Origin of the sequence: Kitasatospora sp. NPDC096140 (assembly GCF_040303045.1) — a bacterium.
Lineage (GTDB): Bacteria > Actinomycetota > Actinomycetes > Streptomycetales > Streptomycetaceae > Kitasatospora.
Genome location: NZ_JBEOUW010000007.1, coordinates 226,799 through 252,028, shown reverse-complemented (window position 1 = coordinate 252,028; position 25,230 = coordinate 226,799). Strand labels below are relative to the sequence as shown.

Below are 25,230 nucleotides of genomic sequence, written 5' to 3'. Positions count from 1 at the left end.
TATTTGTGCTCAACGCTTCGGGCTGTCACTGTGTCCGCCATGAGGATCACGATCACCGTGGAGAATCCGACCCCCGAGGCGCTGGAGAAGCTGCTCGCCCTGGCCGCCATGCCGGCCGCCGTCGTGACCGCCGTGGCCGACGAGCGCTGGACTCCGGAACGGGCCCGTTCGTACTACGAACGCCTGCCGCCCCGTGCGCAGCAGATCCTGCTCCAGGTCGTCGAAGGCGACGGCGAGTGTGCCGCGGACGAGTTGAAGGCGAACGGTCGGAGCCTCCGGGGATCCACCGGGGCGTTCCGCCGGGTGCTCTCCGAAGGGAAGCGGACCGGGCTCTGGCCGGAGGCGCTGCCCGCGCCCCTGGTGTCCCACGTCGTCGGCGGGCAGCTGAAGAAGCTCGAAGTGCCGGGCCGCGGCACGGAGCAGTACGCGCTCCCGGACTTCGAGGAGGGACTGCGCGACCTGCTGGGCGGCAACTGACGAAGTCGAACCGCCAGAGCGGCCTACCTGCCGACGCCGGCGGCAGGTCAGGAGATGTGAACGGCCAGCCCGCACAGGCCGAGACCGCTCGCGGCGGCGCTGCGCCACAGCCGCAGCGGGCCGTCCAGGACGCACTCCTTGCCGGGGTAGTAGTGCAGCCAGTCCTGGGCCTCCGCAGCGGCGCGTTCGGCGTCGGTGAAGGTGAGGGCGCGCTCCACGTCGGGCAGGGTCCGGCGGACCTCGGCCGAGGTGAGGAGGAAGTTGCCGCACCAGCCCGGCAGGAGCGTGGCGCGGGCCGGGCCGATGGCATGGAAGAACGACTGGACCGCGTAGTCCTTGGAATTGACCGAGACGAAGATGTTCTCGTCCGCACGGTCCGTCCACACGTTCTCGATGGCGGAGAAGTCCGGATCGACGGTGCCGGAGCACAGGTCGTCGACGTGACGCCCCGGGACGGTGAGGTCCAGGAACGACCGGACGGCAGCGTCATCCGCCGCCGGGTGCCCCGAACTGCCGTACCACGTACGGTGGTCGGGCAGCGGAGCCTGCTGCCACCGCTCCCATCGCCGTTGGACGTGGGGCTCGGAGCGGTCCGCCTCCATCGCAGGCAGCAGCAGGGGTGCGAGGTCGGCGATGAAGGCGTCCGGGTGGCTGCTGATCGCCCAGATACTGGTGAAACCCATGCCCGGGACGGTAGTACCCGTCCCTGACATCCGCCCCGGCGCGGCCCTGCGCGACCCGACCCGGCGCGGGCTCGCGGCCGGGGTACGGCACGCGAGCCCGGCGCACGACCGCAGGCCGCAGGCGTAGGCCGTAGGCGTTCAGGCCTGGACGAGGGCGGGCGGGATCAGAATCCGCTCTCCTCTCCGTACGCGCTCACGCGTCGCCGGTGACGGGGGTGAGGCAGAACGGGTGGCCCTCGGGGTCCGTGAGGACGATCCACTCGTCCTCACCCGGCTGGAACTCCGGCCGGGACGCACCGAAGCCGAGCAGGTCCTCGGCCGCGCGGTGCACGTCGGCGACGGTGAAGTCGAGATGCACGTGCGCGGCGCCGCCGGGCCAGCCCGGCGCCCGGTAGCCGTCGACCCGGACGAAGGCGAGTCGGACCGGGGTGCCGTCGCCCAGCGAGGCGAAGTCCTGGTCGCTGTGGGTGATCTCCCACCCGGTGGCCTTGTGGTAGAACGCGGCGAGCGCGGCCGGATCGGCGCAGTCGATGACGATCGTGCTGAGCTGCTTGAGAACGGGCATGCCGATGACTCCTCGGTATCCGAACTGGATGGGGCGCGAGCGGTCCCGGCCTTCCGGCCCGGCCCCTCGCACTCCGTCAGCGTGCCCGTGACGGCCGGTCCCGGTCTTGAACATCCTTGCGGGGGCGGGGGTTTGTCAGACCCGCCGGGTAGCGTCGGCGACGTGCTCACAGCCGTTCCCCTCGCCACCCGGCCCGACTTCGGGATCAGCGCGGTGGCCTGCCGCGCCGACCACACCCGGTGGTCGGCGCCGGAAGTCCGCAGCGACTACCGCGTGGTGCTGGTGCGCCGCGGCCGGTTCCGCCGGAGAGCCGCCGGCGTCGCCGCGGACCTCGACGCGACGGTGGCCTACGTGGGTGTGCCGGGCCAGGAGGAGAGCTTCGCCCACCCCGACGGCGGCGACCACTGCACCGCGATCAGCGTCACGCCGGAGCTGTGGCGCTCCCTGGCGGGTGACAGTCACCGTGCCGGTGCCGGTACGGGCGTGGGTGCCGGAGCCGGACGAGCCGGGCAGGCGCTCTACGTCGACCCGCGGCTCGACCTGGCCCACCGGCGCCTCATCGCCACCGCCCGCTCGGGCGACGTCGACTACGCGCTCACCGAGGAACTGCTGACCCTGCTCTCGACGGCCATCGGCCGTACCGTGGCCGGACCGACCCCGCTCGGCCGCGCATCGCCCGAACACGATCGGCGCCTGGTGGCGGCCGCCCGCGAGGCGATCGTCGAGGGACACCCGGCCTCGAACGCGCTGCTCCCGCTGGCCGAGTTGCTCGGTGTCTCGCCGTACCGCCTGAGCCGGGCGTTCCCCCGCGAGCTCGGCGTCTCGGTGACCCGCTACCGCCACCGAGTCCGTATCGGCCGGGCGCTCGACCGCCTGGAGGCCGGCGAGAACGGCCTCGGCACCCTCGCCGCCGAACTCGGCTACGCCGACCAGGCCCATCTGACCCGGACCATGCGCCAGTACCTGGGCCACACCCCGGCGAGGCTTCGCCGGCTCCTGGCTGCCGCGCGCGTCTGACCGCGTGCGACCGACCGCGCGCACCTGACCGCGTGCGACGCGCGCACAGCGGAGGTGCCGTCAGGCGCCCGCGGCCAGCGACAGGCCGGTGAACAGCATCGTCGTCGCGACGAGGGCGTCCAGGACGCGCCACGACGAGGCACGGCGGAAGAAGCCGGTGAGCAGACGGGCGCCGAAGCCCAGCGCGGTGAACCAGCACACGCTGGCCAGTGCGGCGCCGAGCGCGAACTCCCAGCGGAGTGTGCCGTGGGTGGCGGCGATGGCACCGAGCAGGAGCACCGTGTCGAGGTAGACGTGCGGGTTGAGCCAGGTCATCGCGAGACAGGTGAGCACCGCGCGGCGCCCGGAGTGGACGGTCGGTCCGCCGGCCTCCAGGCTGGAGGCCCGGAAGGCGCGGCGCGCGGCGATCACCGCGTAGCAGAGCAGGAAGACCGCGCCGACCGCGCGCACCGCCGTCAGTGCCGCCGGCCACGCCGTGATCAGCGCGCCGAGCCCGCCGACGCCGCAGGCGATCAGTACGGCGTCGGAGGCCGCGCAGATCGCGACCACCGGCAGGACCGCCTCCCGGCGGACGCCTTGGCGCAGGACGAAGGCGTTCTGCCCCCCGATGGCGACGATGAGTGACAGACCGGCCCCGAAACCTGCGGCCGTGGCGGTGAACGTGCTTCCCATGGCCGACACCGTAGGCAATCGGCACATCACAAGGCCAGCTAAACATTTTTACGTATCCTTAGCTGTCATGAAGGCTGAGCTGCCCCACGACCTGGTCCGGACCCTGCTCGCGGTCGTCGACGAGGGCACCTTCGACGCCGCCGCGGCGGCCCTGCACGTGACGCCCTCGGCGGTGAGCCAGCGGATCAAGGCACTGGAGCAGCGCACCGGGCGGGTCCTGCTGACCCGCTCGCGGCCGGTCAAGGCGACCGAGTCGGGACAGGTCGTGGTGCGCTACGCCCGTCAGCTCGACCGGTTGGAAGGCGACGCGCTCGACGAACTCGGGATGCCCGGGGGCACCGAGGACGCCGGGCCCTCGGGTGCCTCCTGGCTGCCGATCGCGGTCAACGCGGACTCACTGGCGACCTGGTTCGTGCCCGCACTGGCCTCCCTCGCGCAGGACGCGCGCATCCACGTCGACCTGCGCCGCGAGGACGAGGCGCACACCACCGCCATGCTGCGCGCCGGCGAGGTGATGGCCGCGGTCACCTCCACGCCCCAGCCGGTGGCGGGCTGCTCGGTGCAGCGGCTCGGTGCGATGGTCTTCCTGCCGGTGGCCGCGCCGCAGTTCGTCGCGCGCTGGCTCGACGGCGACGCGGCCCTGCTGCTCCCGGACGCCCCGGTGGTCTGCTTCGACCGCCGTGACGAGTTGCAGGACACCTTCGCCCGCGATCTGACGGGCGGTCGGGGAGCGAGCTTCCGGCGGCACTACGTCCCGTCCAGTGAGGGCTTCGCCGATGCCGTCGCGGCCGGCCTCGGCTGGGGCCTCGTCCCGCGCAGCCAGGCCGAGCCCCGGCTGCGCAGCGGCGCGCTGGTCCGCTTCCTCCCGCGCCGTACGGTCGAGGTCCCGCTCTACTGGCAGCAGTGGCGCCTCGACTCGCCCGCACTGGCAGCCGTCGCCGCGGCCGTCGCGGCGGAAGCGGCGCGTGCCCTGCGGTAGCGGCGCGAGCCGTGCGGTACCGGCGCGTGCCCTGCGGTAGCGGCGCGAGCCGTGCGGTACCGGCGCGTGCCCTGAGTGAAGCGGCGCGAGCCGTGCGCGACAGTGCACCCGCCCTCCGGAAGCCCCGACCGACCCCCGCCCCACCCGATCAACGAGGAAGCAGAGAAGTCCATGGTCACGTTCCGCCTCGATCCCGCCGTCGTCGGCGCCTTCCCCGAGACCCTCATCGCCGTGGTCACCGCCACCGGCCTGCGCGGTCGTGAGGAGTGGACCGGCACCGCCGCCGCCGTGGCAGAGCTGGAGCGGGAGCTCGCCGAAGGGGCCTGGCAGCCCGCCGACGAGACCGACCCCCGCATCGAGGCCTGGCACACCGCCTACCGCTCCTTCGGTACCAACCCGCGCCGCGTCCGCCCCAGCGTCGACGCGCTGGGCCGGCGCCTCGCCAAGAAGGGCGCCCTGCCGCGGGTCAACCCGGCCGTCGACTCCTACAACGTCGTCTCCGTCCGCCACGGGCTGCCGGCCGGCGCCTTCGACCTGGACCACGTCACCGGCGAGGTCGCCATCCGCCCCGCGGACGGCAGCGAGTCCTTCACGCCGCTCGGCGAGCCCGACTCCGTCGAGCACCCCAGGCCCGGTGAGATCGTCTACGCGGACACCACCGGCATCCTGACCCGGCACTGGAACCACCGCGACGCCCACCGCACCCGTGTCACCGAGGACTCCACCCACGTCGCCTTCGTCCTCGAAACCCTCCACGCCACCCGCGACGGCCGGCTCCTCACGGCCGCGGCCGAGGAGTTGCGGAAGCTGCTCGCCCGGCACGCCGACCGGACCGCGGTGGACCACCTGAGCGCGGAACGACCCCGGGTCACCGTCTGAGACGGCGTCCCGAGGGCCCGGCCGGCATCCCCCCGGACCTGCGCCGCGCCGGAGCGCCCCGGTGAGCGCTCCCGTGAGCGCCCCCGCGAGCGCTCAGGAGGCTGCTCCGGGAGCCTGCCGCCGCTGCGCGTGCTCCTCGAACCTGCGCCGCAGGTCCTCCTTCCAGCGGGCCGCGTTGCTGCCGTCCAGCTGACCGGCGAAGGCCCGGTAGGCGGCCGGCGCCAGCGCCTCGCGGTCGGCGGGCTCCGCCGAGGCGATCGCCCAGAGCGCCTTGTCCGTGTCATTGTCCAGCCCGGAGCAGGAACGCGGGCCCCCGCCCGTGAGCACGCGCTCCAGTTCCGCGTGGAAGATCTGCCGCAGCTCCCGGTCGGTCGGCCGCCTGTCCCGCATCCCCGCCCCCTCTCGACGTCGTACCCGAACTGCCGTCCTCCGTGAGGGACTCGGTGGCCCGGGCCCCGGTTCCCCGGGCCGACCCCTGGTTCCCCGGGCCGACCCCACCCGACCGGCGCGGTCGTCTTACGGATCGCTGACGCCATGCCGTCGCGGCGGTCCGCGGTGCGGCCCGGCGGGTAGCGTCCCGGGGCATGAGGATTCTGGTCACCGGCGGCGCCGGGTTCATCGGTTCGGCCGTCGTGCGTGCCCTGGTCACGGCGGGCCACGAGGTCCGCGTGCTGGACGCGCTCCTGCCCGCGGTCCACCCGTCGGGGGCGGTGCCCGAGCTGCCGGGCGGCGTCGAGTTCCGGCACGGCGACGTCCGGGACGCGTCGGCGGTGCGAGGGGCGCTGGCCGGGGTGGACGCGGTATGCCACCAGGCGGCCATGGTCGGCCTCGGGCTCGACCTCGACGACGCGCCCGAGTACGTCGGCTGCAACGACCTCGGTACGGCCGTGCTGCTGTCCGCGATGGCCCGCACGGGGGTGCGGAGCCTGGTCCTGGCCGGATCGATGGTGGTCTACGGCGAGGGCCGGTACACGTGTCCGGAGCACGGGTGCGTGGCGCCCGGACCACGGCGTCCGGACGACCTCGATGCCGGCCGGTTCGAACCGCCCTGCCCGGTGTGCGGGGCCCCGCTCCGGCCGGGACTGGTGGACGAGGCCGCCCCGGGCGACCCCCGCAACGTGTACGCCGCGACCAAGCTCGCCCAGGAGCACCTGGCCGCCGCCTGGGCCCGCGCCTGCGACGGGTCGGTCCTGACGCTGCGTTACCACAACGTCTACGGCCCGGGCATGCCGCGCGACACCCCGTACGCCGGAGTGGCCTCGCTGTTCCGCTCGCGGCTCGCCCGTGGCGAGGCTCCCCGGGTGTTCGAGGACGGCGGCCAGCGCCGGGACTTCGTGCACGTCGACGACGTCGCGGCGGCGAACCTGGCCGCCCTGGAGGACGTCCGCGACCGCCTCCCGGGCCGGGCCCGGGCGTACAACGTCGGCAGCGGCGAGGTGCGCACGGTCGGCGAGATGGCCCGGGCGCTGGCCGACGCCTACGGTGGGCCGGCCCCGGTGGTGACCGGGCAGTACCGGCTCGGGGACGTCCGACACATCACCGCCGATTCCTCCCGGCTGCGTGAGGAGCTGGGCTGGCGGGCCCGGGTGCCGTTCGGGGCGGGGATGGCCGAGTTCGCCGCCGCACCGCTGCGCGCCTGAGGGGCCGGGGGGCCTGGGCCCGGGCCCAGGCCCGGAACACGCGAGGGGCCGGGCACCCAGGTGCCCGGCCCCTCACGTGCCCCCGCTACCCGCTACCCGCTACCCGCGAGCCGCCGGGAGCGCGATCTCGAAGCAGCAGCCCCCGGCGACGTTGCGCACCCCGGCGCGGCCGGCGTGAGCCTCGACGATGCCGCGGACGATGGCCAGCCCGAGGCCGGCTCCGCTGTCCCCGCCCTCACCGGGATCGCGCCGTGGCGTCCGGGCGGTGCTGCCGCGCCAGCCGGTCTCGAACACGCGGTGGAGGTCCTGCTCCGGGATGCCCCCGCAGCCGTCGGTGACCGAGAGGACCACCTCGTCGACCTCCCGGCGGGCCGAGACGGCGACGACGCCGTCCGCGGGCGTCGACCGGATCGCGTTGACGAGGAGGTTGCCCAGGACCCGGGTGATCTCGCGGCTGTCCACCTCGACCGGTTCGGCGGCGACCTGACCGCCTTCCAGGCGGACGCCGCGCTGGCGGGCCAGCGGATGGGCGCCCGCCAGTGCGTCGTCGACCAGGTCGTAGACGGACACCCGGGACACCGAGAGGGACAGCGCACCGGCCTGGATGCGGGAGAGCTCGAAGAGGTCGTCGACCATCCCGGTGAGCCGCTCCACCTCGGTACGGATCCGCCCGAGGTAGTGCCCCGGCTCGTCGACCACCCCGTCCTCCAGGGCCTCGGCCATCGCGCGCAGCCCGGCGAGCGGCGTACGCAGGTCGTGGGAGATCCAGGCGATCAGCTCGCGCCGTGAGGCGTCCAGCGCCTGCTCCCGGGCACGCGACTCGGCGAGCCGGGCACTGGTGGCGGCGAGCTCCTCGCTCAGCTGGGCCAGTTCGAGTCCGAGGGGATGCGCGGGGGCGGTGAATCCGGCGTCGCTCCCGACGGTGCGGGCGGCCTCGGTCAGGGCGCGGCTGCCGGCCACGACCTGGCGTCCGAGCAGGGCGGCCGTGAGCAGCGAGACCACGGACGCCATGCCGAGGACCGTGATCACCACGCCGAGGTCGTGTCCGGACAGGAACATCGCCTGGGCGACGGCGAACGTGCCGGAGGTGACGGCGAGCACGGTGACGGCGGCGACGCAGAAGAGCGAGAGGGCCATCGAGCGGCGGCGCAGCAGCCGTACAGCGACCCAGCCGAGCAGGCCGGCGCCGGTGGCGCCGAGCCCCGCGAACAGGGCGATCAGCAGCAGGTCCTTCACGCGGGGCCGTCCTTCTCGTCCGTCACGGGGTCGTAGCGGTAGCCGACGCCCCAGACCGTGGTGATCAGCGTCGGTGCGGCGGGGTCGTCCTCGATCTTCTCGCGCAGCCGGCGCACGTGGACGGTGACGGTGGACAGGTCGCCGAAGTCCCAGCCCCAGACCCGCTGCATCAGCTCCTGGCGGGAGAAGACCGCCCGGGGGTGCCGGAGGAAGAACGCGAGCAGGTCGAACTCCCGTAGGGTGAGGAGGAGTTCGTTCCCTCCCCGGTGCGCCCGGCGGGCCTGCGGGTCCAGGGTGACGTCCCCGGACGCCAGCGGTGCGAGGGCCGACGCCGTCGGCGCGGCGGCGCGCGAGCGGCGCAGGACGGACTGGACGCGCAGGACGAGTTCGCGCGGGGAGAAGGGCTTGGTGACGTAGTCGTCCGCGCCCAGTTCCAGGCCGAGGATGCGGTCGGCCTCGTCGCCCTTGGCGGTGAGCAGGACCACCGGGAGGTCGGCGCCGTCCTCGGAGGCGCGCAGCCTGCGCAGGATCTCCAGTCCGTCGATCCCGGGGAGCATGAGGTCCAGGACCAGGAGGTCGGGGCGGTGGGCGCGGGCCAGGTCCAGGCCCTGGCGGCCGTCGCAGGCCCGGTCGACCAGGTGGCCGGCCCGGGTGAGGTAGCCGGCGACGACCTCGCCGACCGTGAGGTCGTCGTCGATCACCAGGATGCGGGCCGGGTCCGGTGACGCGGCGGAGGCGGGGCTGTCGTTCACCTCGCCGAGGATACGAGCCGTGGCCGGGGCAGAGTGCCCCGCCGGGGTCGACGTTCGTGTTCCGTAAGATCGCGGCGCCTGCGGAACGCCGCCCCTGCGGACGACAGGACGACGGGACGGGGGACGGCGGGAGGACGGGACGGCGGGACGACGGGAGGACGGGACGGCGGGACGGCGGGACGACGTAGGACTTTCGTAAGGGCGCGGTTCGGCCACCACGGGCCCGCCCGCGCTTAGCGTGGCCGACGTGATCTCTCCGACTCCCTCCCCTCCTTCTCCCTCGTCGCCGCCCGTCGACGTGGTCCTGCCGTGCCTCGACGAGGCCGGGGCCCTGCCCTGGGTGCTGGGCCGGCTGCCCGTCGGCTGGCGCGCGATCGTCGTCGACAACGGCTCCCGTGACGGCTCGGCCGACCTGGCGCGCTCGCTGGGCGCGACGGTCGTCGAGGAGCCGCGGCGCGGCTTCGGCGCCGCCTGCCACGCCGGGCTGCTGGCCGCGACCGCCGAGCTGGTCTGCTTCATGGACTGCGACGGCTCGCTGGATCCCGCCCAGCTGCCGCGCGTCGCCGCGCCCGTCCTCGCGGGCTCGGCGGACCTGGTGCTCGGCCGGCGCCGCCCCGCGGCCCGCGGGGCGTGGCCGCTGCACGCCCGCCTGGCCAATGCCGCGCTGGCCCGCCGGCTGCGGGCGAGGACGGGAGCACCGCTGCACGACCTCGGCCCGATGCGGGCCGCCCGCCGTGACCGGCTGCTGGCGCTGGGCTTGGGCGACCGCCGCTCCGGCTACCCCCTGGAGATGGTGCTCGCCGCGTCGGCGGCCGGGATGCGGATCACCGAGACGCCCGTCGACTACCTGCCGCGCACGGGCCGGTCCAAGGTCACCGGTACCGTGCGCGGCACCCGGCAGGCCGTCCGCGACATGCGCGCCGTCCTGGCCGCGCCGCCGCCGACCCTCCTGGTGATCGCCAAGTCGCCGGTCCCGGGGCGCGTCAAGACCCGGCTCACCCCGCCGTGCACGCCCGAGCAGGCGGCGGCGCTGGCCGAGGCCGCACTCACCGACACCCTCACCGCCCTCTCCCGGATGCCGGCCGGACGGCGGCTGCTCGTCCTGGACGGTGACGTCGGCCCCTGGCTGCCGGCCGGCTGGGACGTCGTGCCGCAGTCGGACGGCGGGCTGGACGTCCGGCTCGCGGCCGCCTTCGCGCACGCCGCGCGGACCGCCCCGGACGCGCCCGCCCTGCTGGTGGGCATGGACACCCCGCAGCTGGACGCCGCGCTCCTCGCCGAGGCCCTGTCACCCGCCCGGCGTACGGGCGTCGACGCCTGGTACGGGCCGGCCGACGACGGCGGGTTCTGGGCGCTCGGGCTGGCGAAGCCCACCGAGCGGCTGGCCGCGCGGCTGCTGCCGGGCGTGCCGATGTCCACACCGGACACCGGACGGGCCCTGCTCGACCGGCTGGCGGCGGAGAACCTGACGGTCGGCCGACTCCCGCTGGCCACCGACGTGGACACCATCGGGGACGCGCGGCACGTCGCCGCCGAGGCCCCGGAGAGCAGGTTCGCGGCCTGCCTCCGGTCGATCGCGACCGCGCAGGAGGTGACCGGGTGACCGTCGCCACCGAGGCGTGGGTGGACGACCCGTTCGCCGAGGCCGTCCGCGTCGGCCGGGGCCCGCTGTGGCTCCGGCGCGAGGACGGCCGCCGGATCCCGCTGGACGTCGCACGCTGGTGCGCACCCGCCGCCGGGGCGGACCACGGGCTGCTGGTGCGCTGCACCCGGCTGACCGCGCCGGTGGTGGACCTCGGCTGCGGCCCCGGACGTCTCGTCGCGGCCCTGCTCGGCCTGGGCGTACCGGCACTGGGCGTCGACGTCACCGGAGCGGCGGTGGCCCGGACCCGCAGCCTCGGCGGGCCCGCCCTGCGCCGGTCGGTCTTCGACCGGCTGCCCGCCGAGGGCCGGTGGGGTGGTGCGCTGCTCGCCGACGGCAACCTCGGCATCGGCGGCGACCCCGGGCGGTTGCTCGCCCGGAGCGCCGAACTGCTCGCCCCGGACGGCGTGTTGCTGGTTGAGGTGGAGCCGGGGGAGGTCGACGAACGGGCCACCGTCCGGGTCGAAGGCGCGGACGGACGGGTCGGACCGCCCTTCGACTGGGCCCGCTGCGGTGCGACGGCAACCGCCCGGCGCGCCGACCGGGCGGGGCTCGTCGAGACCGAGCGCTGGACCTCCCACGGCCGCCACTTCCTCGCCTTCCGGAAGGCGGTCCGCCCCCGCTGACGGGGCGCGCAGCCGGTGCTACTCCCGCACCGCTTGCTTCACCTGCGCAGGCTGCCTCTCCCGCACCGCCTGCTCCTCCCGCACCGCCTGCTCCTCCCGTACCGCCGCGGCATCCTCGTGCGGCCACTGGGGGTGCTCCCGCTCGGCCCAGCGCCGGTCGACCAGCCCGGTCCGCATCCCGCGCCGGGACTCCGGGTCCCGTAGGGCCATCCGGACGTGTCCGACGGTGACCACGGCGACGGCCGCGGCGAGCCAGTCGTGGACGAAGGTCGCGCCCGTCCGCCACGTCGCCGGTGCCAGGTGGGTGAGCCACATCGCCAGGCCCGTACCGAGGAGCACCAGCATCGCACCGAGCGTCCACTGCGCGTAGAGCTTCTGCCCGGCGTTGAACTTCCCCGCCGGACGGTGCTCTGCACGCCGACGCACGGCGCGCAGCCAGGCCCGGTCCACCGGATGGAAACGGCTCAGCCTCGACACGTCCGCCCGGACCGCCCGGAAGGCCAGCCCGAGCAGCAGGGGTACCGGCAGTGCCAGGCCGCACCACACGTGCACGGTGACGACGAGCCGACGGCGCCCGACCAGCTCGGCCAGCGGCGCGAGGTAGAGGCAGGCGGCGGTGGCCAGGCAGGTCAGCATCAGGGCGGCGGTGGCGCGGTGCACCCAGCGTTCGGCGCGGCTGAAGCGGAGCACGCGGTCAGGCGGTCGGTGCATCGTCACGTCCGTTCGAGCGGCCGACCCAGGCATCGATGTCGTAGCCGTTCTGCTCCCAGTAGCCCGGCTCCACGGTGCGGGTCACGGTGATCCCGGACAGCCACTTGGCCGACTTGTAGAAGTACATCGGCGCCACGTACAGCCGCACCGGGCCGCCGTGGGCGTGCGTGATCGGGGCGTCCTGGAGCTTGAGCGCGACCACCACGTCGTCACGGCGGGCCTGTTCCAGGGTGAGGCTCTCGGTGTACTCGCCGTCGAAGCAGCTGAACCGCACCGCGCCGGCGCCGGCCCTGACCCCGGCGGCATCGAGCAGGTGGGCCAGCGGCACGCCCTCGAACGGGGTGTCCGGTACCCGCCACCCGGTCACGCACTGGACGTCCCGCACGATCCGGCGCTGCGGCATCGCCTGGAGGTCGGCCAGGCGGTAGCTGCCGGGGCGGTCCACCAGGCCGTCCACCGTCAGGGTGTACGTGTCCGGGCCCCGGGTCGGAACCGAGGCGACCACGGAGTAGTACCGGAAGCCACTGCCGCCGGGCAGCAGGCCGGTGAGGCCCGTCGGGTCCTTGCCGGCCACGGCCTCCTGCGCCCGCTGGAGGTACGGACCGGCCGCGACTCCGGCCGCGCCGAGCCCGAGCAGCCCCAGCACCACCCTGCGGCCGACGGGTGTCCCCCGGCCCTCTTCGATCTGTTCGTTCACGCCACCGATTCGACCAGCCGGGCGGCGGGGCGGACAGGGCCGGCGCCGGTTCGTCAGACTTCCGTCACTTCTCGGCGCCCACCGCCACGGACGCCCGTCCGGCGTGGCGCTGCCGCAGCAGCGGGACCAGGAGGACGACGCACAGGGCCGCCCCGTAGGAGAGCTGCTGCGCCGTCTGGCCTCCCGTCAGGTAGAGCGCCTGCCCGGCGGCCGGGACGGCCAGCCACTCCCAGCGGCCGTCGAGTGCGACCAGTGCGACCACCAGCAGCCCGTACCAGGGGTAGGAGGGGGCGACGAGCAGCAGCGCCGTGCCCGTCACCAGGAGCGCTCCGGCCCACGGCCGGTGCGGGTCTCCCCGGCGCAGGACCAGGACGACCACCGCCGTGAGGACCAGGGCCGCCGCCCACGGCAGGAGGGGGTCGGGCAGCAGCAGCCGGAGCAGTCCGAACCGGTCGATGTGTCCCTGTTCGTAGCCCTCCTCCCGCAGGTAGCCCGGCAGGTAGCCCAGGACGGAGGTGCCCGAGGCCACCACGTACGGGAGGTAGGACAGGGCGAAGGCTCCGAGCGCGGATCCGACGAGCAGGACGTCGTCGCGGGTCGGGCGTCGGGCCAGCAGACCCGACAGCGCCCCCGGCAGGGCCAGGGCCGGCAGCAGCTTGGCCGCGACCGCGCCGCCCAGCAGCAGCCCTGCGCGGAGCGCCTGCCTGTCCCCGCGGAGCCCCTGCCCGTCCCCGGGGAGCGTCCGCCCGTCCCCGCCGAGCGCCCGCCCGCGCGCCGCGCAGCCGAGCCCGGCGACGGTGAGCAGCACGCCGAGCGTGTCCACGTGCGCGTCGTTGACCGCCCACACCGTCACGCCGGGGAACCACCCCCACAGCGCGGCTCGCCACTTCTCCCGCCCCACCCGCAGCAGGAGCCCGGTGGTCGCCACCGCCAGCACCGCCCCGCCGACCTGCACCCCGCGCACCCCGCCGCCGAACGGGTGCACAGCGGCGAACCACGCCTGCGCCACCGGCGGGTAGACGGTGTGCACGGCCGGCCGGTTGATCCGGGTGCAGTCCCCGGCCGCGGTGCGCCGCTCGTCCCAGCCCGTGCACCCGTCCCTCTCCGGGAACAGCCCCGGATCGCGCAGCCGCGCCAGCGCCGGATCGTCCGGGGTGTGGGCGTAGGGCGAGATCCCGGCGGCCTGGACCCGGCCGTCCCAGACGTAGCGGTAGGCGTCGTCACTGGTCCGCGGCGGCGCCAGCAGTCCGACGGCGGCCACGGCGACGCCACCGGCCAGGACCAGCGGCACGACCCGGTCGCCGGGCACTTCGCGCAGCAGCAGCACGGCGGCGGCGAACAGGGCGACGTCGAGGAGGTACCAGCCGGGGAGCGGGAGGGCGCCGCTGCGGGCGACGGTCAGCGCCAGGGCGGTGACCAGGGCGGCAAGGGCGAGGAGACAGCGCAGGACGGTACGGGAGATCACGTCGCCCACCCTCCCACCGGCCCGCCTTCCAACCCCCGGTGGCGCCCGCGACGTTCGGATTCCGTAAGCACGTCGGAGCACCTGTCGGTGGTCCCGGGGCGCTTCGATGGACGGGTGGAAACCGAACCCGCCGACTCCGGCACTCCGGCCCCCCGCCGCCGCTACGACCCCCCGCTGCCCGCGCCCCCCGCGTTCCTGCGGCGCGGGCCGCTGCGCGAGGGGACGTTCACCTCACCGCTGCACGAACCACGGACCGTGGTCGTCGTCGGCCGCTGGCTGGGGGCGGCCCTCCTGGTGTGCTTCCTGACCGGTCTGACCAGCCATCTGCTCCAGGACCCGCCCGGCTGGCTCGCGCCGCACCTGCCCGCACGGCCGGTGAACGGCTACCGGGTCACCCAGGGCCTGCACGTGATCAGCGGCCTGGCCGCGATCCCGTTGACCGGCGCGAAGCTGTGGGCGGTCTACCCGCGGCTGTTCGAGTGGCCGCCGGCGCGCAGCGTGCTGCACGCCCTGGAACGGCTCGGCATCGCCCTGCTGGTGGCGGCCGTCCTGCTGGAACTGTTCACCGGCCTGCTGAACACCCTGCAGTGGTACCCGTGGCCGTTCCCGTTCCGGCAGACCCACTTCTGGCTCGGCTGGCTGGCCACCGGCGGACTGCTGGTCCACCTGGCCGTCAAGGCACCGCTCATCGCCGCGCACTGGTGGCGCCGGGCCGCTCCGGCCCTGGCGCAGCGCCGCGCGTTCCTCGCGGCGACCACCGCCGCCGTCGGCGCCGTCACCCTGGTCACCGCCGGGCAGAGCGTGCCCTGGCTGCGGTCCCTGGACCTGCTGGCCCCGCGCCGCCCCGACATCGGCCCCCAGGGCCTGCCGGTGAACCGCACCGCCGCCCAGGCCGGCACGGTGACGGTGCCCGCCGACTGGCGGCTGCGCGTGGACGGGCCGCAGCCGTACGAGCTCACCCTTGCGGAGCTCGGCGAACTCCCGCAGCACTCGGTGGAGTTGCCGATCGCCTGTGTGGAGGGCTGGAGCGCGTCGGCCCGGTGGACCGGGGTCCGGCTGACCGACCTGGTGCGGCGTGCCGGAGCCCCGCCCGGCTCGGCGGTGCGGGTCACGTCGTTGGAGGCCTCGGGACCGTACCGGGTGATGGAGATGCCCGCGACGTACGTGGACGATCCGCTCAGTCTGCTCGCCCTGCGCGTCAACGGCGAAGTCCTGGCGGCGGACCACGGGTTCCCCGCGCGCGTGATCGCGCCGAACCGGCCCGGTGTCCTGCAGACCAAGTGGGTCGCACGCGTCGAGGTGATCGCATGACCACCGGCGTCCGTGCCGCCCGTGCTGTCCGGGCTCTCCGGGTTCTCCGCATCGTCCGTGCGCTGCTGCTGGCGGCCGGCCTCGCCGTGATCGGTTACGGCCTGTCCGGGCTGCTCGGTGACCCGTACATCACCGACCCGTCGGACGTTCTGGTCTGGGCGGTCGGCGGGCTGGTGATCCACGACGGGCTGTGGGTGCCGCTGCTGTGCGTGCTGGGCGCGTTCGTGGTCCGCGGTCCCGTGCTGCGCGGCTGGCTCTTCGTCGCGGCGGCCGTCACCGCCGTCGGCCTGCCGGCCGTCCTGCGGGCCGACGAGGACCACGGCAACCCGTCGGTGCTGCCGCTGCCCTACCTGCGCAACTGGCTGCTGGTGCTGGCCGCCACCGCCGGCGTCGCGCTGCTGGTCGCGTTCGCCGGGCGGTGGCGGCGCCGGGACCGGGCCGCCGGGCGCCGGGGCCCGGCCCTCGGGCGCCGGGATCGGGCCGTCAGGCGCCGGGAACCCCGGGGAGACCGGTCGTGAGACCGTCCAGCGCGTGCGGGCAGGCGCACTCGCGCAGGAGCGGCAGCCGCTCCAGCGCCTTGAACAGGACGGTGCGCAGCCGGTCGACGTTGCGGGCGAAAGCCTCCAGCACCTCGCCGTGGGTGACGCCCTCGCCGCTCTCCACCCCGGCGTCGAGGTCGGTGACCAGGGCCACCGAGCTGTAGCAGAGACCGAGTTCACGGGCGAGCACGGCCTCCGGGTGGCCCGTCATGCCGACCGCCGACCAGCCGTTGGCGGTGAACCAGCGGGACTCGGCGCGGGTGGAGAAGCGTGGGCCCTCGATCACCACCAGGGTCCCGCCGTCCACCGGCTCCCAGGCGGCCTCCCGGGCGGCGTCCATCGCCGCCCGGCGCCCCGCCGGGCAGTACGGGTCGGCCATCGACACGTGCACCACCTCGGGCACCGAGCCGTCCGGCAGCGGCAGGCCGTCGTAGAAGGTCTGCGCCCGCCCCGAGGTCCGGTCGACGAACTGGTCGGGCACCAGCAGGGTGCCCGGCCCGTACTCCGGGCGCAGCCCGCCCACCGCGCACGGCGCCACCACCTGCCGCACCCCCAGCGCGTGCAGCGCCCACAGGTTGGCCCGGTAGTTGATCCGGTGCGGGGGGAGCCGGTGGCCGCGCCCGTGCCGGGGCAGGAAGGCGACCCGGCGGCCGGCCACCTCGCCCAGGAACAGCGCGTCGCTCGGTTCGCCGTACGGCGTGTCGATCCGCACCTCGGTCACGTCGTCCAGCAGCGCGTAGAGCCCGGAGCCACCGATCACACCCAGCTCGGCGCTCGGCGGGACGTCCTGGTCGACCGTCATCCCGGTCCACCTCTCTTCTCGGGAACAACCTCCCCGTCACTGTAGGAACGGACCGTGCCGGAAGCCGGGACCCCGGACCTTACGGATCGCGAACGTCCCGCGGAGCGCGCCCGCAGGACCCGGCCCGGTGGCCCGGTGGGCCGTAGTACCGGGGTGCCGGTGCAGCAGTGAGATTCCGCCCCGGGTGCCACGGTCTGCCGCGGCCCGGCCGCTAACGTGAGGAGCAGGACGGCCGGTCGGCCACCGGGTCGACCGTCCCACCGAGGCCTCGGCCGGACCTTCCGGCGCCCCGCAGCCGTCCCTGCTTGCGACCGGCACTACTACCGTCGACGGCACACGGAGGGTGGCATGGACACCACATCCTTCCCCGCTGCGAGCGCTGCGAACGCCACGAACGGCCACGGGCCCGTCCGGGCGCCCGGCCCCACGGTCACGCCCGCCCCGTGGGCGACGCACCACACGTCGCCGACTCCGACGACGACCACGCCGTCCATGGGCCGGAACGCGCCGGGCTCGACGACAGCGGCCACCTGGACCCGTAGGGCGTCGTCGTCGCCCTGGCGTGCCTGCCCGTGGTCCTCGCCGGCCGGGGCCTCCACGGCCGGGGTCTCCGCAGCATTCGAACGGCCTCGTCGAACTCGCCGGGGCCGACCTGCGTGATCAAGCCAGCCTTCCCGGCCGGCCGTGCTCCGTGATCGTCCCCGTGGTGCGTCGACCGGAGTGCCGCCCTGCTCGGGACGGGCCTCGCCGAGGTAGGCGCCGGGCGACATATTTCCAGCCACCCTGCGTGGAGGGCTTCTTGACGATCTGTCAGCGTCCGGTCAATCGTGTGCTCACCGTACCCGAGATCTCTTGAGGAGACTCCTTGTCCGCCGAGCACCACCTGCTCAAGGTCTACAGCGACCGCACCTACGTCCACACCACCACGGTCCGGCACCAGGGCACCACGGTGGCCCTGGCCATGGACGACCAGCGGCGGATCGTCTACGGCGTGCTGGACCTGTCCCGGCACGACGACGCCAAGGGCGAGCTGGACGCCGCCTACTGGTCGGAGAACCCGCTCCCGCTGCGCTTCCCCTCCGAGATCACGGAGACCGGCTACGCGGTCGCCGGGGCCACCGCGCTGCCGGTCGTCAAGAACGGCGGACGGGTCGAGGCGGCCGCCGGCGAGCGGCTGACCGAGGACGAGCTGGACCCCTTCCTGTCCACCACGGCCAGGCTCACGGCCTCCGTCCCCTTCCATGCCCTGTCGGACGGCACCCACATCGTCGTGCTGCGGCAGTCGATCGGCACCGACCACCCGGACGCCGTCCACCGGCTCGCCCCGGGCGGGTCCTCCGCCGATCGGGAGCGGGGCGACTACGCCACGGACGACACGGGCGCCAAGGTGCCGCTGGTGGCGGACACCCTCCTGTGCGACCGCTTCCTCCTCGTGGGCGGGGAGCTCAAGCCCGTCCTGGAGGCACGCTTCCGCCGCAGCCGTCACAAGACCCGGCCGGACTCGGCGAAGGACAGCCTGGGTACGACCGACATGGAAGGCCGTCCCTTCCACGAGCCGACGCAGCACCTGTCCTTCGTCCGGCGCCTGTCCGGCGGCCGCTTCACCGCCCTGCTCGTCCCCACCGCCGTGCACGGACAGCAGCGCTGGCAGATCTTCGCGCACAACGACGCCACCGGCCGCGTCGACTCCTTCAGCGTCGAACAGGGCCGCGACGGTCTGTTCGACCTCCAGGGCACCCAGGCCTGGACCAGCCCCGACCCGGCCCACCGCGACGCCGTCTACGAAACCTCGCCCGGCACCTGCCCGTTCACCGGGCAGCCGCTGGTGCCCGTGGTGAGCACCGAGGGCCACGCCGAAACCGCGCTGGCCTTCGGCGAGGGCGACGCCCACGTCCGGGTCGCCGACGCCCCGGAGTTCGCCGACCGCGACTTCACGGTCGAGTTCTGGGCCCGGCGTACGGCCACCGGGCAGGAGGAGTACCTCGTCGGCCACGGCGACGCCGCCGGCAGCGTCCACCACTCCCTGCACATCGGCTTCCGGAACGACGACCGCTTCACCTTCGCCTTCTTCGGCGACGACTTCAACACGGACGTCCGCGCCGCGGACACCGACTGGCACCACTGGGCCTGTGTGTTCGAGCACGCGACGCGCCGCCAGACCGTCTACCGCGACGGCGAGGTGGCCGCTGCCCGCACCGCCGACCGCCCCTACGCCGGGACCGGCCCGCTGCTCCTGGGCAAGGCCCTGTGGTTCGACGGCGCCCGGGCCGAGCTGGACGAGGTGCGGATCTGGGACCGCGCCCGCACCGCCGAGGAGCTCAAGCGGGACGGGGGCGTGCGCCTGATCGGCAACGACCCGGGACTCGTCGCCTACTACCGCTTCGACGAGGGGTCCGGCACCCGTCTGCACGACCAGACCGACCACGCCCGGCACGGCGAACTCCTCGGCGGCCCACAGTGGGTGACGTCCGAGGCCCCCGTCGGCGACCACCCGGGCGTGCGCCGGGACAGCTTCGCCGTCGTCGGCCGGAAGGCCGTCTCGGGGCTGTCCGCCGTGCTCTACCACCAGCAGGAGGCCACCAGCTCGGGCTACGACAAGGATCCCAAGCCCGTGAAGCGCCAGGCCCGGGTGCTGCTCTCGTACGCGACCTCCGGGCCGGACCCGAAGTCCGGCGGGGCGACGGACGAGGCGTACCTGGCGACGGTCGACTTCGGAGTGGGGCGCGACGGGCGGCTCGCCGAGGTCCCGGACGAGCTGGAGCTGCCGGTGCTCGCCGCACCCGACGGCACCGCCGACGTCGAGACGATCAGCGAACTGGACGCCCGGATCCGCGAGCTGGTCCAGGACGTCACGGCCAAGGAGTCCGAGGCCGCCGACCTGGCCCGGCAGACCGCCGACGTGCCGGAGCTGGAGCGCCAGCGCGAGCTCTTCCACACGCGCTCCCAGGACATCACCGGCTGGGCCGTCCGGCTGCGCTTCAGGAACACCCGGGACGGCAAGCCGCAGTACCTCGCCGTGCAGGGCGACGGCACCGGCAACGAGACGCCGTTGGTGCGCACCTCCGATCCGCAGGCGAAGTCCGCGCTGTGGGCCTTCGTGATGCCCCCGGGGTCGTCCTGGAACGGCTCCATGCTCTACCACCTGCAGAACCTGAACGCGGGCAAGGACATGAACGTCGCCGGTGAGCGGCGGGACGACGACGCCCCGCTGATCCTCTGGCCGCGCCAGGCCGGGCACTGGAACACGCTCTTCGGCCTCTACGAGACCGGCGACGGGCTCGGCACCCTGGTCAACCGGTACAGCGAGCGGACGGTCTGCGCCCCCGACCGGCTCGGAGACCGCGTGGTCCAGTACGAGTCCGCCCCGGTCACCGAGTCCGGCGAGGGCCTGATCACCGTCGAGCGGGTCTCCCTCCACGACCTCGGACACCCCGACATCCGCGACGCGGTCCAGCGCGTGGCGGCACTCGACCGGCAGCTCGCCGAACTCCGGCCGCAGCGGGAGCTCCTGGAGCGGCGGCAGCGCGAGATCGCCGCCCACCAGGCCGAACTGACCGCGAAGCGGGAGGAGCTGGCCCGGCTCACCGGCGGTCTCAAGGGAGCGAACGACGTCGCCCTGCCCGTCCCGCGGCTCTCCCTGGACCGCACCGGCCTGAGCTGCTCCGGCGCCCTGCTGGCCTTCGCCCGGTCGGCGGACCGCCCGTACCTGCTCGACAGCGCCACCGGCAACGTCGTGCTGTACTTCCGCGGCTCCAACGGGCAGTTCTTCGCCGCCTACTACGACACCGCGGTCGCCCGCTCCTCCCGCCGCCTGACGGCGGGCAGCGGCACGGCGATCACCTTCACCGCCCGCGACGCCGGCACCCGGCTGGACCCGGTGCGCATCCGCATCACCCCGGGTGCCCGGCCCGAGCTGTGCGACCTCACCGTGGAGCACGGCGAGGAGGTCGAGACCTGGGAGCGGCTGCCCCGCCGTGCGGCGGACTTCGCCGCGATCGTCAACGGCGCGCCGGAGGAACCCGTCCGGATCGGCACGGTGCAGTCCTTCGACGCGACCCTCCGGCTGCTGTCCGGCGGCCGGGCCGGCGACGTCGCCGGCGGCGTGCTCCAGCTGGCCGAGCCCCTCCCCGCCGCCCTGCCGGCCGGGACGCCCGTCACCATCGGCGGCCACCTCTACCTGACGGAGGCCGACCACGCGCCGGGAACCGTCAAGGTGCGCCTGGACAGCGGCGAGGGCGGGCCCGAGCCCCGGCCGGGCGACGTCGTCCGGCGCCTGCGCTACGACCACCGGCGGGCCTCCGCCAACCGCCCCGGCAGCCCGCTCTCGGCCGGCTCCCGGCTGGTGCTCGCGGACCCCGAGGGGGCGCGCGAGATCCCCCTCGGCGAGGTGACGGACCTGGTCACCGGGCAGGGCTGCCGGTGGCGCGCGGACACCCCGGGCCGGGCCTATTCCTTCGACGGGCGGGCCGCCGTGCTCACCCTGCCGCAGGCGCAGCTGGACCAGGTGACGGCGCCCCGCGACCTGACCCTGGAGGCGTGGGTCAACCCCGAGCAGGTGTCCGGCGCCGCCAGGGTCATCCACGCCGGCACCGGCGACGCGCCGTACACCCTGGGCCTCCTCGCCCCGGCCGCCCCCGTCGTGCCCGCCCTCGCCTACGACGGCCGGAGCGGCGTCGCCGTGACCGAGCGCGGGTTCAGCCTCGCGAACCAGGACTTCACGGTGGAGTTCTGGGCGCGTCGCACGACCGCGTGGGACGGCCGGGCGCAGTACCTCGTCGGCCACGGCGCCTCGAACGGGACGGACAGGGGCAGCCTGCACATCGGCTTCCGCAAGACCAGCGACTTCACCTTCGCCTTCTACGGCGACGACCTCACCACCCCGTACGGGTACGACGACACCGACTGGCACCACTGGGCCTGCGTGTTCACGGCGGCCACCCGCGAGCAGGTGATCTACCGGGACGGCGTCGAGGAGGCCCGGCGCACCGCGAAGGGCACCTACAACGGCGACGGGCCGTTCAGCTTCGGCAGCCACTTCGCCGGCTGGGTGCCCGAGTACGCCGCCGTCGAGATGGACGAGGTCCGGCTCTGGGGCACCGCCCGGACCGCGGCACAGGTCCGGGAGCTGAAGAACCGGCGGCTGACCGGCACGGAGGCGGGGCTGACGGGCTACTGGCCGGCCGCCGACCCGCTCGACCGGGTGAACGGCAAGCCCGGTGTCCAGGACCGCTCCGGCCAGGAGCGGCACGTCGTCCTGCGCGGCGGGGTGGCCACGGCGGCGGCCCCCACCGCGCTCGACGCGGCGGCGGCGACGGACTACCGCGTCGTCGCCGGCGTCGGCGACCGGCTGGTGGCCACCCGCGCCACCTTCCCGCCGCACGAGTGGGTCCACCTCGCCGTCGCCTACGAGCAGTCCTGGGCGGTCGAACTGACCGACGGCGCGTACCTCGACGTGCCCGACGACGACGCCCTCGACATCACCGACGACCTCACCCTGGAGGTCTTCTGCCGCGTCGACGCCCTCGGCGCGCCCCAGGGCCTGGTGTCCAAGGGCCGCGCGGCCGACGGCGCCGGCGGCAGCGTCCCCTACCGGCTGCTCGTCCTGCCCGACGGCAGGCTGGAGTTCGGCTTCGAGGAGGCCGACGGCGCACTGGTGCGGTTCACCTCCACCGAGGCCGTGCGCGCCGGCGCGTTCCACCGCCTCGCCGTCGTCCGCAAGAGCGGCCGGTCGATGCAGGAGCGCAAGGGCAGCAAGGAGATCACGGCCACCGGCGCCGACGGCAAGCCCGTCAGGCAGAACGTCGACCTGGTGGAGTCCGTCGACGTCCGGGACTGGCAGGACATCCGCTTCTTCATCGACGGCCGCGAGGCCGGCACCGCCCGCTACGAGGGGCCCGGCGCCCGCGGCAACTCCGGCACCCTGGACATCGGCCGGGCCCGCGAGGGCCTGCAGACCCACGCCCTGACCGGTGTCGTCGCCGAGGTCCGGCTGTGGGGCACCGCGCGGGACGCGGCCCGGCTGGGCACCTCCGTCTCCCCGCGCGACCGCGGCCTGACCGCGCACTGGCGCTTCGAGGAGAACACGGGCAACACCGCCGCCGACAGCGCCGGCTCGCACACCGCGCGGCTGCGCGGCGCCCGCTGGACCCGCAACCCCGACCCGCGCGGCAGCCTCTTCCGCCTGTACCGCAACGGGGTCGCGGTGGCCTGCGACCCGCTGGAGGACGCGGCCTTCGCCGGCTACGGCGACCGGGCGTTCGCCCTCGGCGCGCGGCTCGACGCCGGCCGGGCCACCCAGGCGTTCCACGGCGTCCTGGAGGAGGTCCGGGTCTGGCGCACCGCCCGCACCCAGGAGCAGGTCCTCGACAACCTCTTCACCCGTCTCAAGGGCGAGAAGGAGGACCTGATCGGCTACTGGTCCTTCGACGACGCCTCCACCGACGGGAGCGCCCGGCTCGTCCTGGACGAGGGCCTGCGCGGGAACCACCTGTCCCTGCCCGACGCCCCGGGCCGTCCCACCGCCGTGCTGTCCACCGCACCCGTCTCCAGCGACACCGCGCAGGTCCGGTCGGCGCTGGCGGCCATGCGCACGCCCTTCCACGAGCGGATCACCGGCGCCCCGGCCGTCGCCGAGTACGCCGACATGCAGTACTCGGCCAAGGGCGAGGCCTTCGGCGTGCTCAAGCGGGCCTACGCCTACCTCCGCGAAGGGCGCTGGCACCTGGTCACCGGCTACAAGGTCGGCAACCTGGTCAGCGAGTGGGTCGGCCAGGTGCAGTTCGACCCCCAGCTGGTCGGCTACGTCGAGGGCGCGCCGCCCGTACCGTCGGAGAACCTCACCCCCAACACCGTCGACCCCGACCGCTCCACCTACGACAGCGTCGCGTCGGTGGAGTTCACCGAGGCGCAGGAGGTCGTCCACTCCCTGTCGTCGGCCAAGGAGCGCAGCGTCGACGCGGCCTTCGGCTTCGCCCTGTCGAACGAGGTCGACATCGACATGTGGATGATCACCGCGCCCCTGGGCTTCGGCATCGCCAAGTCCATGGCCAAGGCCAAGGTGTCGGCGGGGGTGCGCGGCACCCTGGAGTTCTCCAACAGCTGGGCCGAGGAGACCGCCGTCTCCCAGGGCGAGAACACCACCCGCGCCCTGAAGGTGGAGCTCGCCGGCAGCTGGGAGGACCCGCTCAAGCCGCTCAACGCGGCGCTCGGCCGCCGCTACGTGCCCGCCAACACCGGCTTCGCCCTGGTCCAGTCGCAGACCGCGGACGTCTTCGCGCTGCGCCTGGCGCACAGCGGCGCGCTGGTCGCCTACCGGATCCAGCCCAACCCGGACATCCCCAAGGACTGGAACGTCATCCCGTTCCCCCTCAACCCCCGCTACACCAAGCAGGGCACGCTCGACGGCGCCGTCGGCTACGACGAGCACGGCAAGGTCCTCGACCCGGACTACCCCGGTGCCCGGGACAACGGCGAGTACAGCTACTACAAGCCGCGCGAGGCGTACGCGATCAAGCGCCGCATCCAGCGCGACCAGCAGCGGCTGCGCAGCTACTACGAGGCCGTCTCCACCGAGACGCACGCGCCCGACCCCACGGCCGAACGCGCGGGCCGGGTGCTCGGCGGCGCGATCGGGGGCGACGCCTCGCCCGCCCGCGGCCGGGACACCGCCGACAGCGCCACCGGAGCCGGCTTCTCCCGCCGCGACCTCGTCAACACCTACGTGTGGACGGCGGACGGCGGCTTCTTCGCCGAGACCACCGAGACCACCGACGCGGTGAGCGAGACGACCTCCGGCTCGTACTCGTTCTCCGGGTCCGTCGGCACCTCCGTCGGCACGTCCTTCGACGTCATGGGCGTCGGCGTCAACGCCCAGCTCGACGCCTCCATCGGCGGCGGCATGACCGCGACGAGGGCCCGGGGCAGGCAGGCCACCCGCTCCTTCGGGCTGAACGTGGCCTGCGCGCCCTCCGGGAACCTCCAGAAGTACGACACCGGCCGCAAGCCCGTCTACGACGCCGACGGCAACCCCGTCAACGCCCCGGGCAAGGTCGACGCGTACCGGTTCCTCAGCTTCTACCTCGGCGAGGACACCGAGCACTTCGACGCCTTCTTCCACAAGGTCGTCGACCCGCGCTGGCTGGACAACGGCACCGACCCGAACGCGAGCGCACTGCGCGAGGTCCGCCGGACCGACCGCAAGCCCCCGTGCTGGCGGGTCATGCACCGGGTCACCTTCGTCAGCCGACTGCTGCCGCCCGTACCGCCGGTCGGTGCCCCGCCGCTCCAGCGCACCATGCGGGAGCTCGACCTGGGCAGCAACTACGAGCTCGTCCGGCGCCTCGATCCGTACGTCAGGGCCGCGGCCACCGGCCGCACCGAACTCGGCGACGCCGTGCGCACCGCCCTGTCCACCCACCTGCCGCAGCTGACCCCGCACGCCGGGGAGGTGGTCGAGTTCCTCGCGCAGTACTACGGCGTGGAGGACTGACGGTCGCGGGACGGCGTCGCGGAGTTCGGTGCGGCCGGTGGCCGCGGCC

General features: G+C 74.6%; 20 protein-coding genes and 1 pseudogene. 11 read left to right on the top strand and 10 right to left on the bottom strand.

Annotated features, from left to right (window positions below; translation table 11 throughout):
• The first annotated feature begins 39 nt into the window (after nt 1–39).
• Nucleotides 40–477: a hypothetical protein gene (locus ABT048_RS09830; protein ID WP_350520806.1), complete on the top strand. Its 438-nt coding sequence runs from the start codon at nt 40–42 to the stop codon at nt 475–477.
• A 47-nt stretch (nt 478–524) separates the two neighbouring features.
• On the opposite strand, the gene ABT048_RS09825 is transcribed toward ABT048_RS09830, so the two are convergent.
• Together ABT048_RS09825 and ABT048_RS09820 are read right to left on the bottom strand one after the other, a co-directional pair.
• Nucleotides 525–1,160, bottom strand: a complete 636-nt coding sequence (locus tag ABT048_RS09825; RefSeq protein WP_350520805.1) for a hypothetical protein — start codon at nt 1,158–1,160, stop codon at nt 525–527.
• 193 nt (nt 1,161–1,353) lie between these two features.
• On the bottom strand, nt 1,354–1,725 hold the full coding sequence (locus ABT048_RS09820; RefSeq protein WP_350520804.1) for a VOC family protein: 372 nt from the start codon (nt 1,723–1,725) through the stop codon (nt 1,354–1,356).
• Nucleotides 1,726–1,887: 162 nt separating this feature from the next.
• Between ABT048_RS09820 and ABT048_RS09815 the strand changes: the two genes are divergently transcribed.
• Nucleotides 1,888–2,742: a helix-turn-helix transcriptional regulator gene (locus ABT048_RS09815; protein ID WP_350520803.1), complete on the top strand. Its 855-nt coding sequence runs from the start codon at nt 1,888–1,890 to the stop codon at nt 2,740–2,742.
• 60 nt (nt 2,743–2,802) lie between these two features.
• Here ABT048_RS09815 and ABT048_RS09810 read toward each other — a convergent pair whose 3' ends face one another.
• Nucleotides 2,803–3,414 carry a LysE/ArgO family amino acid transporter gene (locus tag ABT048_RS09810; RefSeq protein WP_350520802.1) on the bottom strand — a complete coding sequence of 204 codons (612 nt, stop codon included), beginning with the start codon at nt 3,412–3,414 and terminating at the stop codon, nt 2,803–2,805.
• 67 nt (nt 3,415–3,481) lie between these two features.
• Here ABT048_RS09810 and ABT048_RS09805 point away from each other — a divergent pair, with 67 nt between their 5' ends.
• Complete coding sequence (locus ABT048_RS09805) at nt 3,482–4,393, top strand: LysR family transcriptional regulator ArgP (RefSeq protein ID WP_350520801.1); 912 nt, start codon at nt 3,482–3,484, stop codon at nt 4,391–4,393.
• A 171-nt stretch (nt 4,394–4,564) separates the two neighbouring features.
• Nucleotides 4,565–5,272, top strand: a complete 708-nt coding sequence (locus ABT048_RS09800) for a B3/B4 domain-containing protein (RefSeq protein ID WP_350520800.1) — start codon at nt 4,565–4,567, stop codon at nt 5,270–5,272.
• A gap of 93 nt (nt 5,273–5,365) precedes the next feature.
• Here the strand turns inward: ABT048_RS09800 and ABT048_RS09795 are convergent, their stop codons facing one another.
• Nucleotides 5,366–5,662, bottom strand: coding sequence for a hypothetical protein (locus ABT048_RS09795; RefSeq protein ID WP_350520799.1), 297 nt, complete (start codon nt 5,660–5,662; stop codon nt 5,366–5,368).
• Nucleotides 5,663–5,856: 194 nt separating this feature from the next.
• On the opposite strand from ABT048_RS09795, the gene ABT048_RS09790 reads away from it, so the two are divergent.
• Nucleotides 5,857–6,912, top strand: a complete 1,056-nt coding sequence (locus tag ABT048_RS09790) for an NAD-dependent epimerase/dehydratase family protein (RefSeq protein ID WP_350520798.1) — start codon at nt 5,857–5,859, stop codon at nt 6,910–6,912.
• A gap of 99 nt (nt 6,913–7,011) precedes the next feature.
• On the opposite strand, the gene ABT048_RS09785 is transcribed toward ABT048_RS09790, so the two are convergent.
• Together ABT048_RS09785 and ABT048_RS09780 are read right to left on the bottom strand one after the other, a co-directional pair.
• Nucleotides 7,012–8,148 (bottom strand): sensor histidine kinase, encoded by a 1,137-nt coding sequence (locus ABT048_RS09785; RefSeq protein ID WP_350520797.1) that lies wholly within the window; start codon nt 8,146–8,148, stop codon nt 7,012–7,014.
• Nucleotides 8,145–8,900, bottom strand: coding sequence for a response regulator transcription factor (locus ABT048_RS09780; RefSeq protein ID WP_350520796.1), 756 nt, complete (start codon nt 8,898–8,900; stop codon nt 8,145–8,147). The genes ABT048_RS09785 and ABT048_RS09780 overlap by 4 nt, the downstream gene beginning before the upstream one ends.
• A gap of 247 nt (nt 8,901–9,147) precedes the next feature.
• Between ABT048_RS09780 and ABT048_RS09775 the strand changes: the two are divergent.
• From ABT048_RS09775 to ABT048_RS09765, 3 genes and pseudogenes are all read left to right on the top strand, one after another.
• A pseudogene (locus ABT048_RS09775) lies at nt 9,148–9,846 on the top strand (glycosyltransferase family 2 protein); the annotation flags it as partial.
• Nucleotides 9,847–9,975: 129 nt separating this feature from the next.
• The gene (locus tag ABT048_RS09770) at nt 9,976–10,503 is read left to right on the top strand and encodes a DUF2064 domain-containing protein (protein ID WP_502893994.1); all 528 of its coding nucleotides are present in this window, start codon (nt 9,976–9,978) and stop codon (nt 10,501–10,503) included.
• Nucleotides 10,500–11,168 carry a class I SAM-dependent methyltransferase gene (locus tag ABT048_RS09765; RefSeq protein ID WP_350520795.1) on the top strand — a complete coding sequence of 223 codons (669 nt, stop codon included), beginning with the start codon at nt 10,500–10,502 and terminating at the stop codon, nt 11,166–11,168. Before ABT048_RS09770 ends, ABT048_RS09765 begins: the two co-directional genes overlap by 4 nt.
• Before the next feature lie 18 nt (nt 11,169–11,186).
• On the opposite strand, the gene ABT048_RS09760 is transcribed toward ABT048_RS09765, so the two are convergent.
• The 3 genes from ABT048_RS09760 to ABT048_RS09750 form a co-directional block, all read right to left on the bottom strand.
• A complete protein-coding gene (locus ABT048_RS09760; RefSeq protein ID WP_350520794.1) occupies nt 11,187–11,879 on the bottom strand; it encodes a cytochrome b/b6 domain-containing protein in 693 nt (230 codons plus the stop codon).
• Nucleotides 11,863–12,576, bottom strand: coding sequence for a molybdopterin-dependent oxidoreductase (locus ABT048_RS09755; RefSeq protein ID WP_350520793.1), 714 nt, complete (start codon nt 12,574–12,576; stop codon nt 11,863–11,865). Before ABT048_RS09755 ends, ABT048_RS09760 begins: the two co-directional genes overlap by 17 nt.
• 64 nt (nt 12,577–12,640) lie before the next feature.
• The gene (locus ABT048_RS09750) at nt 12,641–14,041 is read right to left on the bottom strand and encodes a hypothetical protein (RefSeq protein ID WP_350520792.1); all 1,401 of its coding nucleotides are present in this window, start codon (nt 14,039–14,041) and stop codon (nt 12,641–12,643) included.
• 195 nt (nt 14,042–14,236) lie between these two features.
• Here ABT048_RS09750 and ABT048_RS09745 point away from each other — a divergent pair, with 195 nt between their 5' ends.
• The gene (locus tag ABT048_RS09745; protein ID WP_350520841.1) at nt 14,237–15,352 is read left to right on the top strand and encodes a molybdopterin-dependent oxidoreductase; all 1,116 of its coding nucleotides are present in this window, start codon (nt 14,237–14,239) and stop codon (nt 15,350–15,352) included.
• A complete protein-coding gene (locus tag ABT048_RS09740; RefSeq protein ID WP_350520791.1) occupies nt 15,349–15,870 on the top strand; it encodes a hypothetical protein in 522 nt (173 codons plus the stop codon). Before ABT048_RS09745 ends, ABT048_RS09740 begins: the two co-directional genes overlap by 4 nt.
• Here ABT048_RS09740 and ABT048_RS09735 read toward each other — a convergent pair.
• The gene (locus ABT048_RS09735; protein WP_350520790.1) at nt 15,836–16,693 is read right to left on the bottom strand and encodes an S-methyl-5'-thioadenosine phosphorylase; all 858 of its coding nucleotides are present in this window, start codon (nt 16,691–16,693) and stop codon (nt 15,836–15,838) included. The two genes, ABT048_RS09740 and ABT048_RS09735, sit on opposite strands and share 35 nt — an antisense overlap.
• Before the next feature lie 865 nt (nt 16,694–17,558).
• On the opposite strand from ABT048_RS09735, the gene ABT048_RS09730 reads away from it, so the two are divergent.
• Entirely contained in the window at nt 17,559–25,181 is a 7,623-nt protein-coding gene (locus ABT048_RS09730) for a LamG-like jellyroll fold domain-containing protein (RefSeq protein ID WP_350520789.1), read from the top strand.
• Nucleotides 25,182–25,230 lie beyond the last annotated feature (49 nt).

Excerpts from the sequence above, each read along its gene's own strand:
- ABT048_RS09795 (WP_350520799.1), bottom strand. The coding sequence starts at position 5,662 with ATGCGGGACAGGCGGCCGACCGACCGGGAGCTGCGGCAGATCTTCCAC.
- ABT048_RS09770 (WP_502893994.1), top strand. The coding sequence starts at position 9,976 with ATGCCGGCCGGACGGCGGCTGCTCGTCCTGGACGGTGACGTCGGCCCC.
- ABT048_RS09760 (WP_350520794.1), bottom strand. The coding sequence starts at position 11,879 with ATGCACCGACCGCCTGACCGCGTGCTCCGCTTCAGCCGCGCCGAACGC.
- ABT048_RS09830 (WP_350520806.1), top strand. The coding sequence starts at position 40 with ATGAGGATCACGATCACCGTGGAGAATCCGACCCCCGAGGCGCTGGAG.
- ABT048_RS09805 (WP_350520801.1), top strand. The coding sequence starts at position 3,482 with ATGAAGGCTGAGCTGCCCCACGACCTGGTCCGGACCCTGCTCGCGGTC.
- ABT048_RS09790 (WP_350520798.1), top strand. The coding sequence starts at position 5,857 with ATGAGGATTCTGGTCACCGGCGGCGCCGGGTTCATCGGTTCGGCCGTC.
- ABT048_RS09820 (WP_350520804.1), bottom strand. The coding sequence starts at position 1,725 with ATGCCCGTTCTCAAGCAGCTCAGCACGATCGTCATCGACTGCGCCGAT.
- ABT048_RS09740 (WP_350520791.1), top strand. The coding sequence starts at position 15,349 with ATGACCACCGGCGTCCGTGCCGCCCGTGCTGTCCGGGCTCTCCGGGTT.
- ABT048_RS09810 (WP_350520802.1), bottom strand. The coding sequence starts at position 3,414 with ATGGGAAGCACGTTCACCGCCACGGCCGCAGGTTTCGGGGCCGGTCTG.
- ABT048_RS09800 (WP_350520800.1), top strand. The coding sequence starts at position 4,565 with ATGGTCACGTTCCGCCTCGATCCCGCCGTCGTCGGCGCCTTCCCCGAG.
- ABT048_RS09825 (WP_350520805.1), bottom strand. The coding sequence starts at position 1,160 with ATGGGTTTCACCAGTATCTGGGCGATCAGCAGCCACCCGGACGCCTTC.
- ABT048_RS09735 (WP_350520790.1), bottom strand. The coding sequence starts at position 16,693 with ATGACGGTCGACCAGGACGTCCCGCCGAGCGCCGAGCTGGGTGTGATC.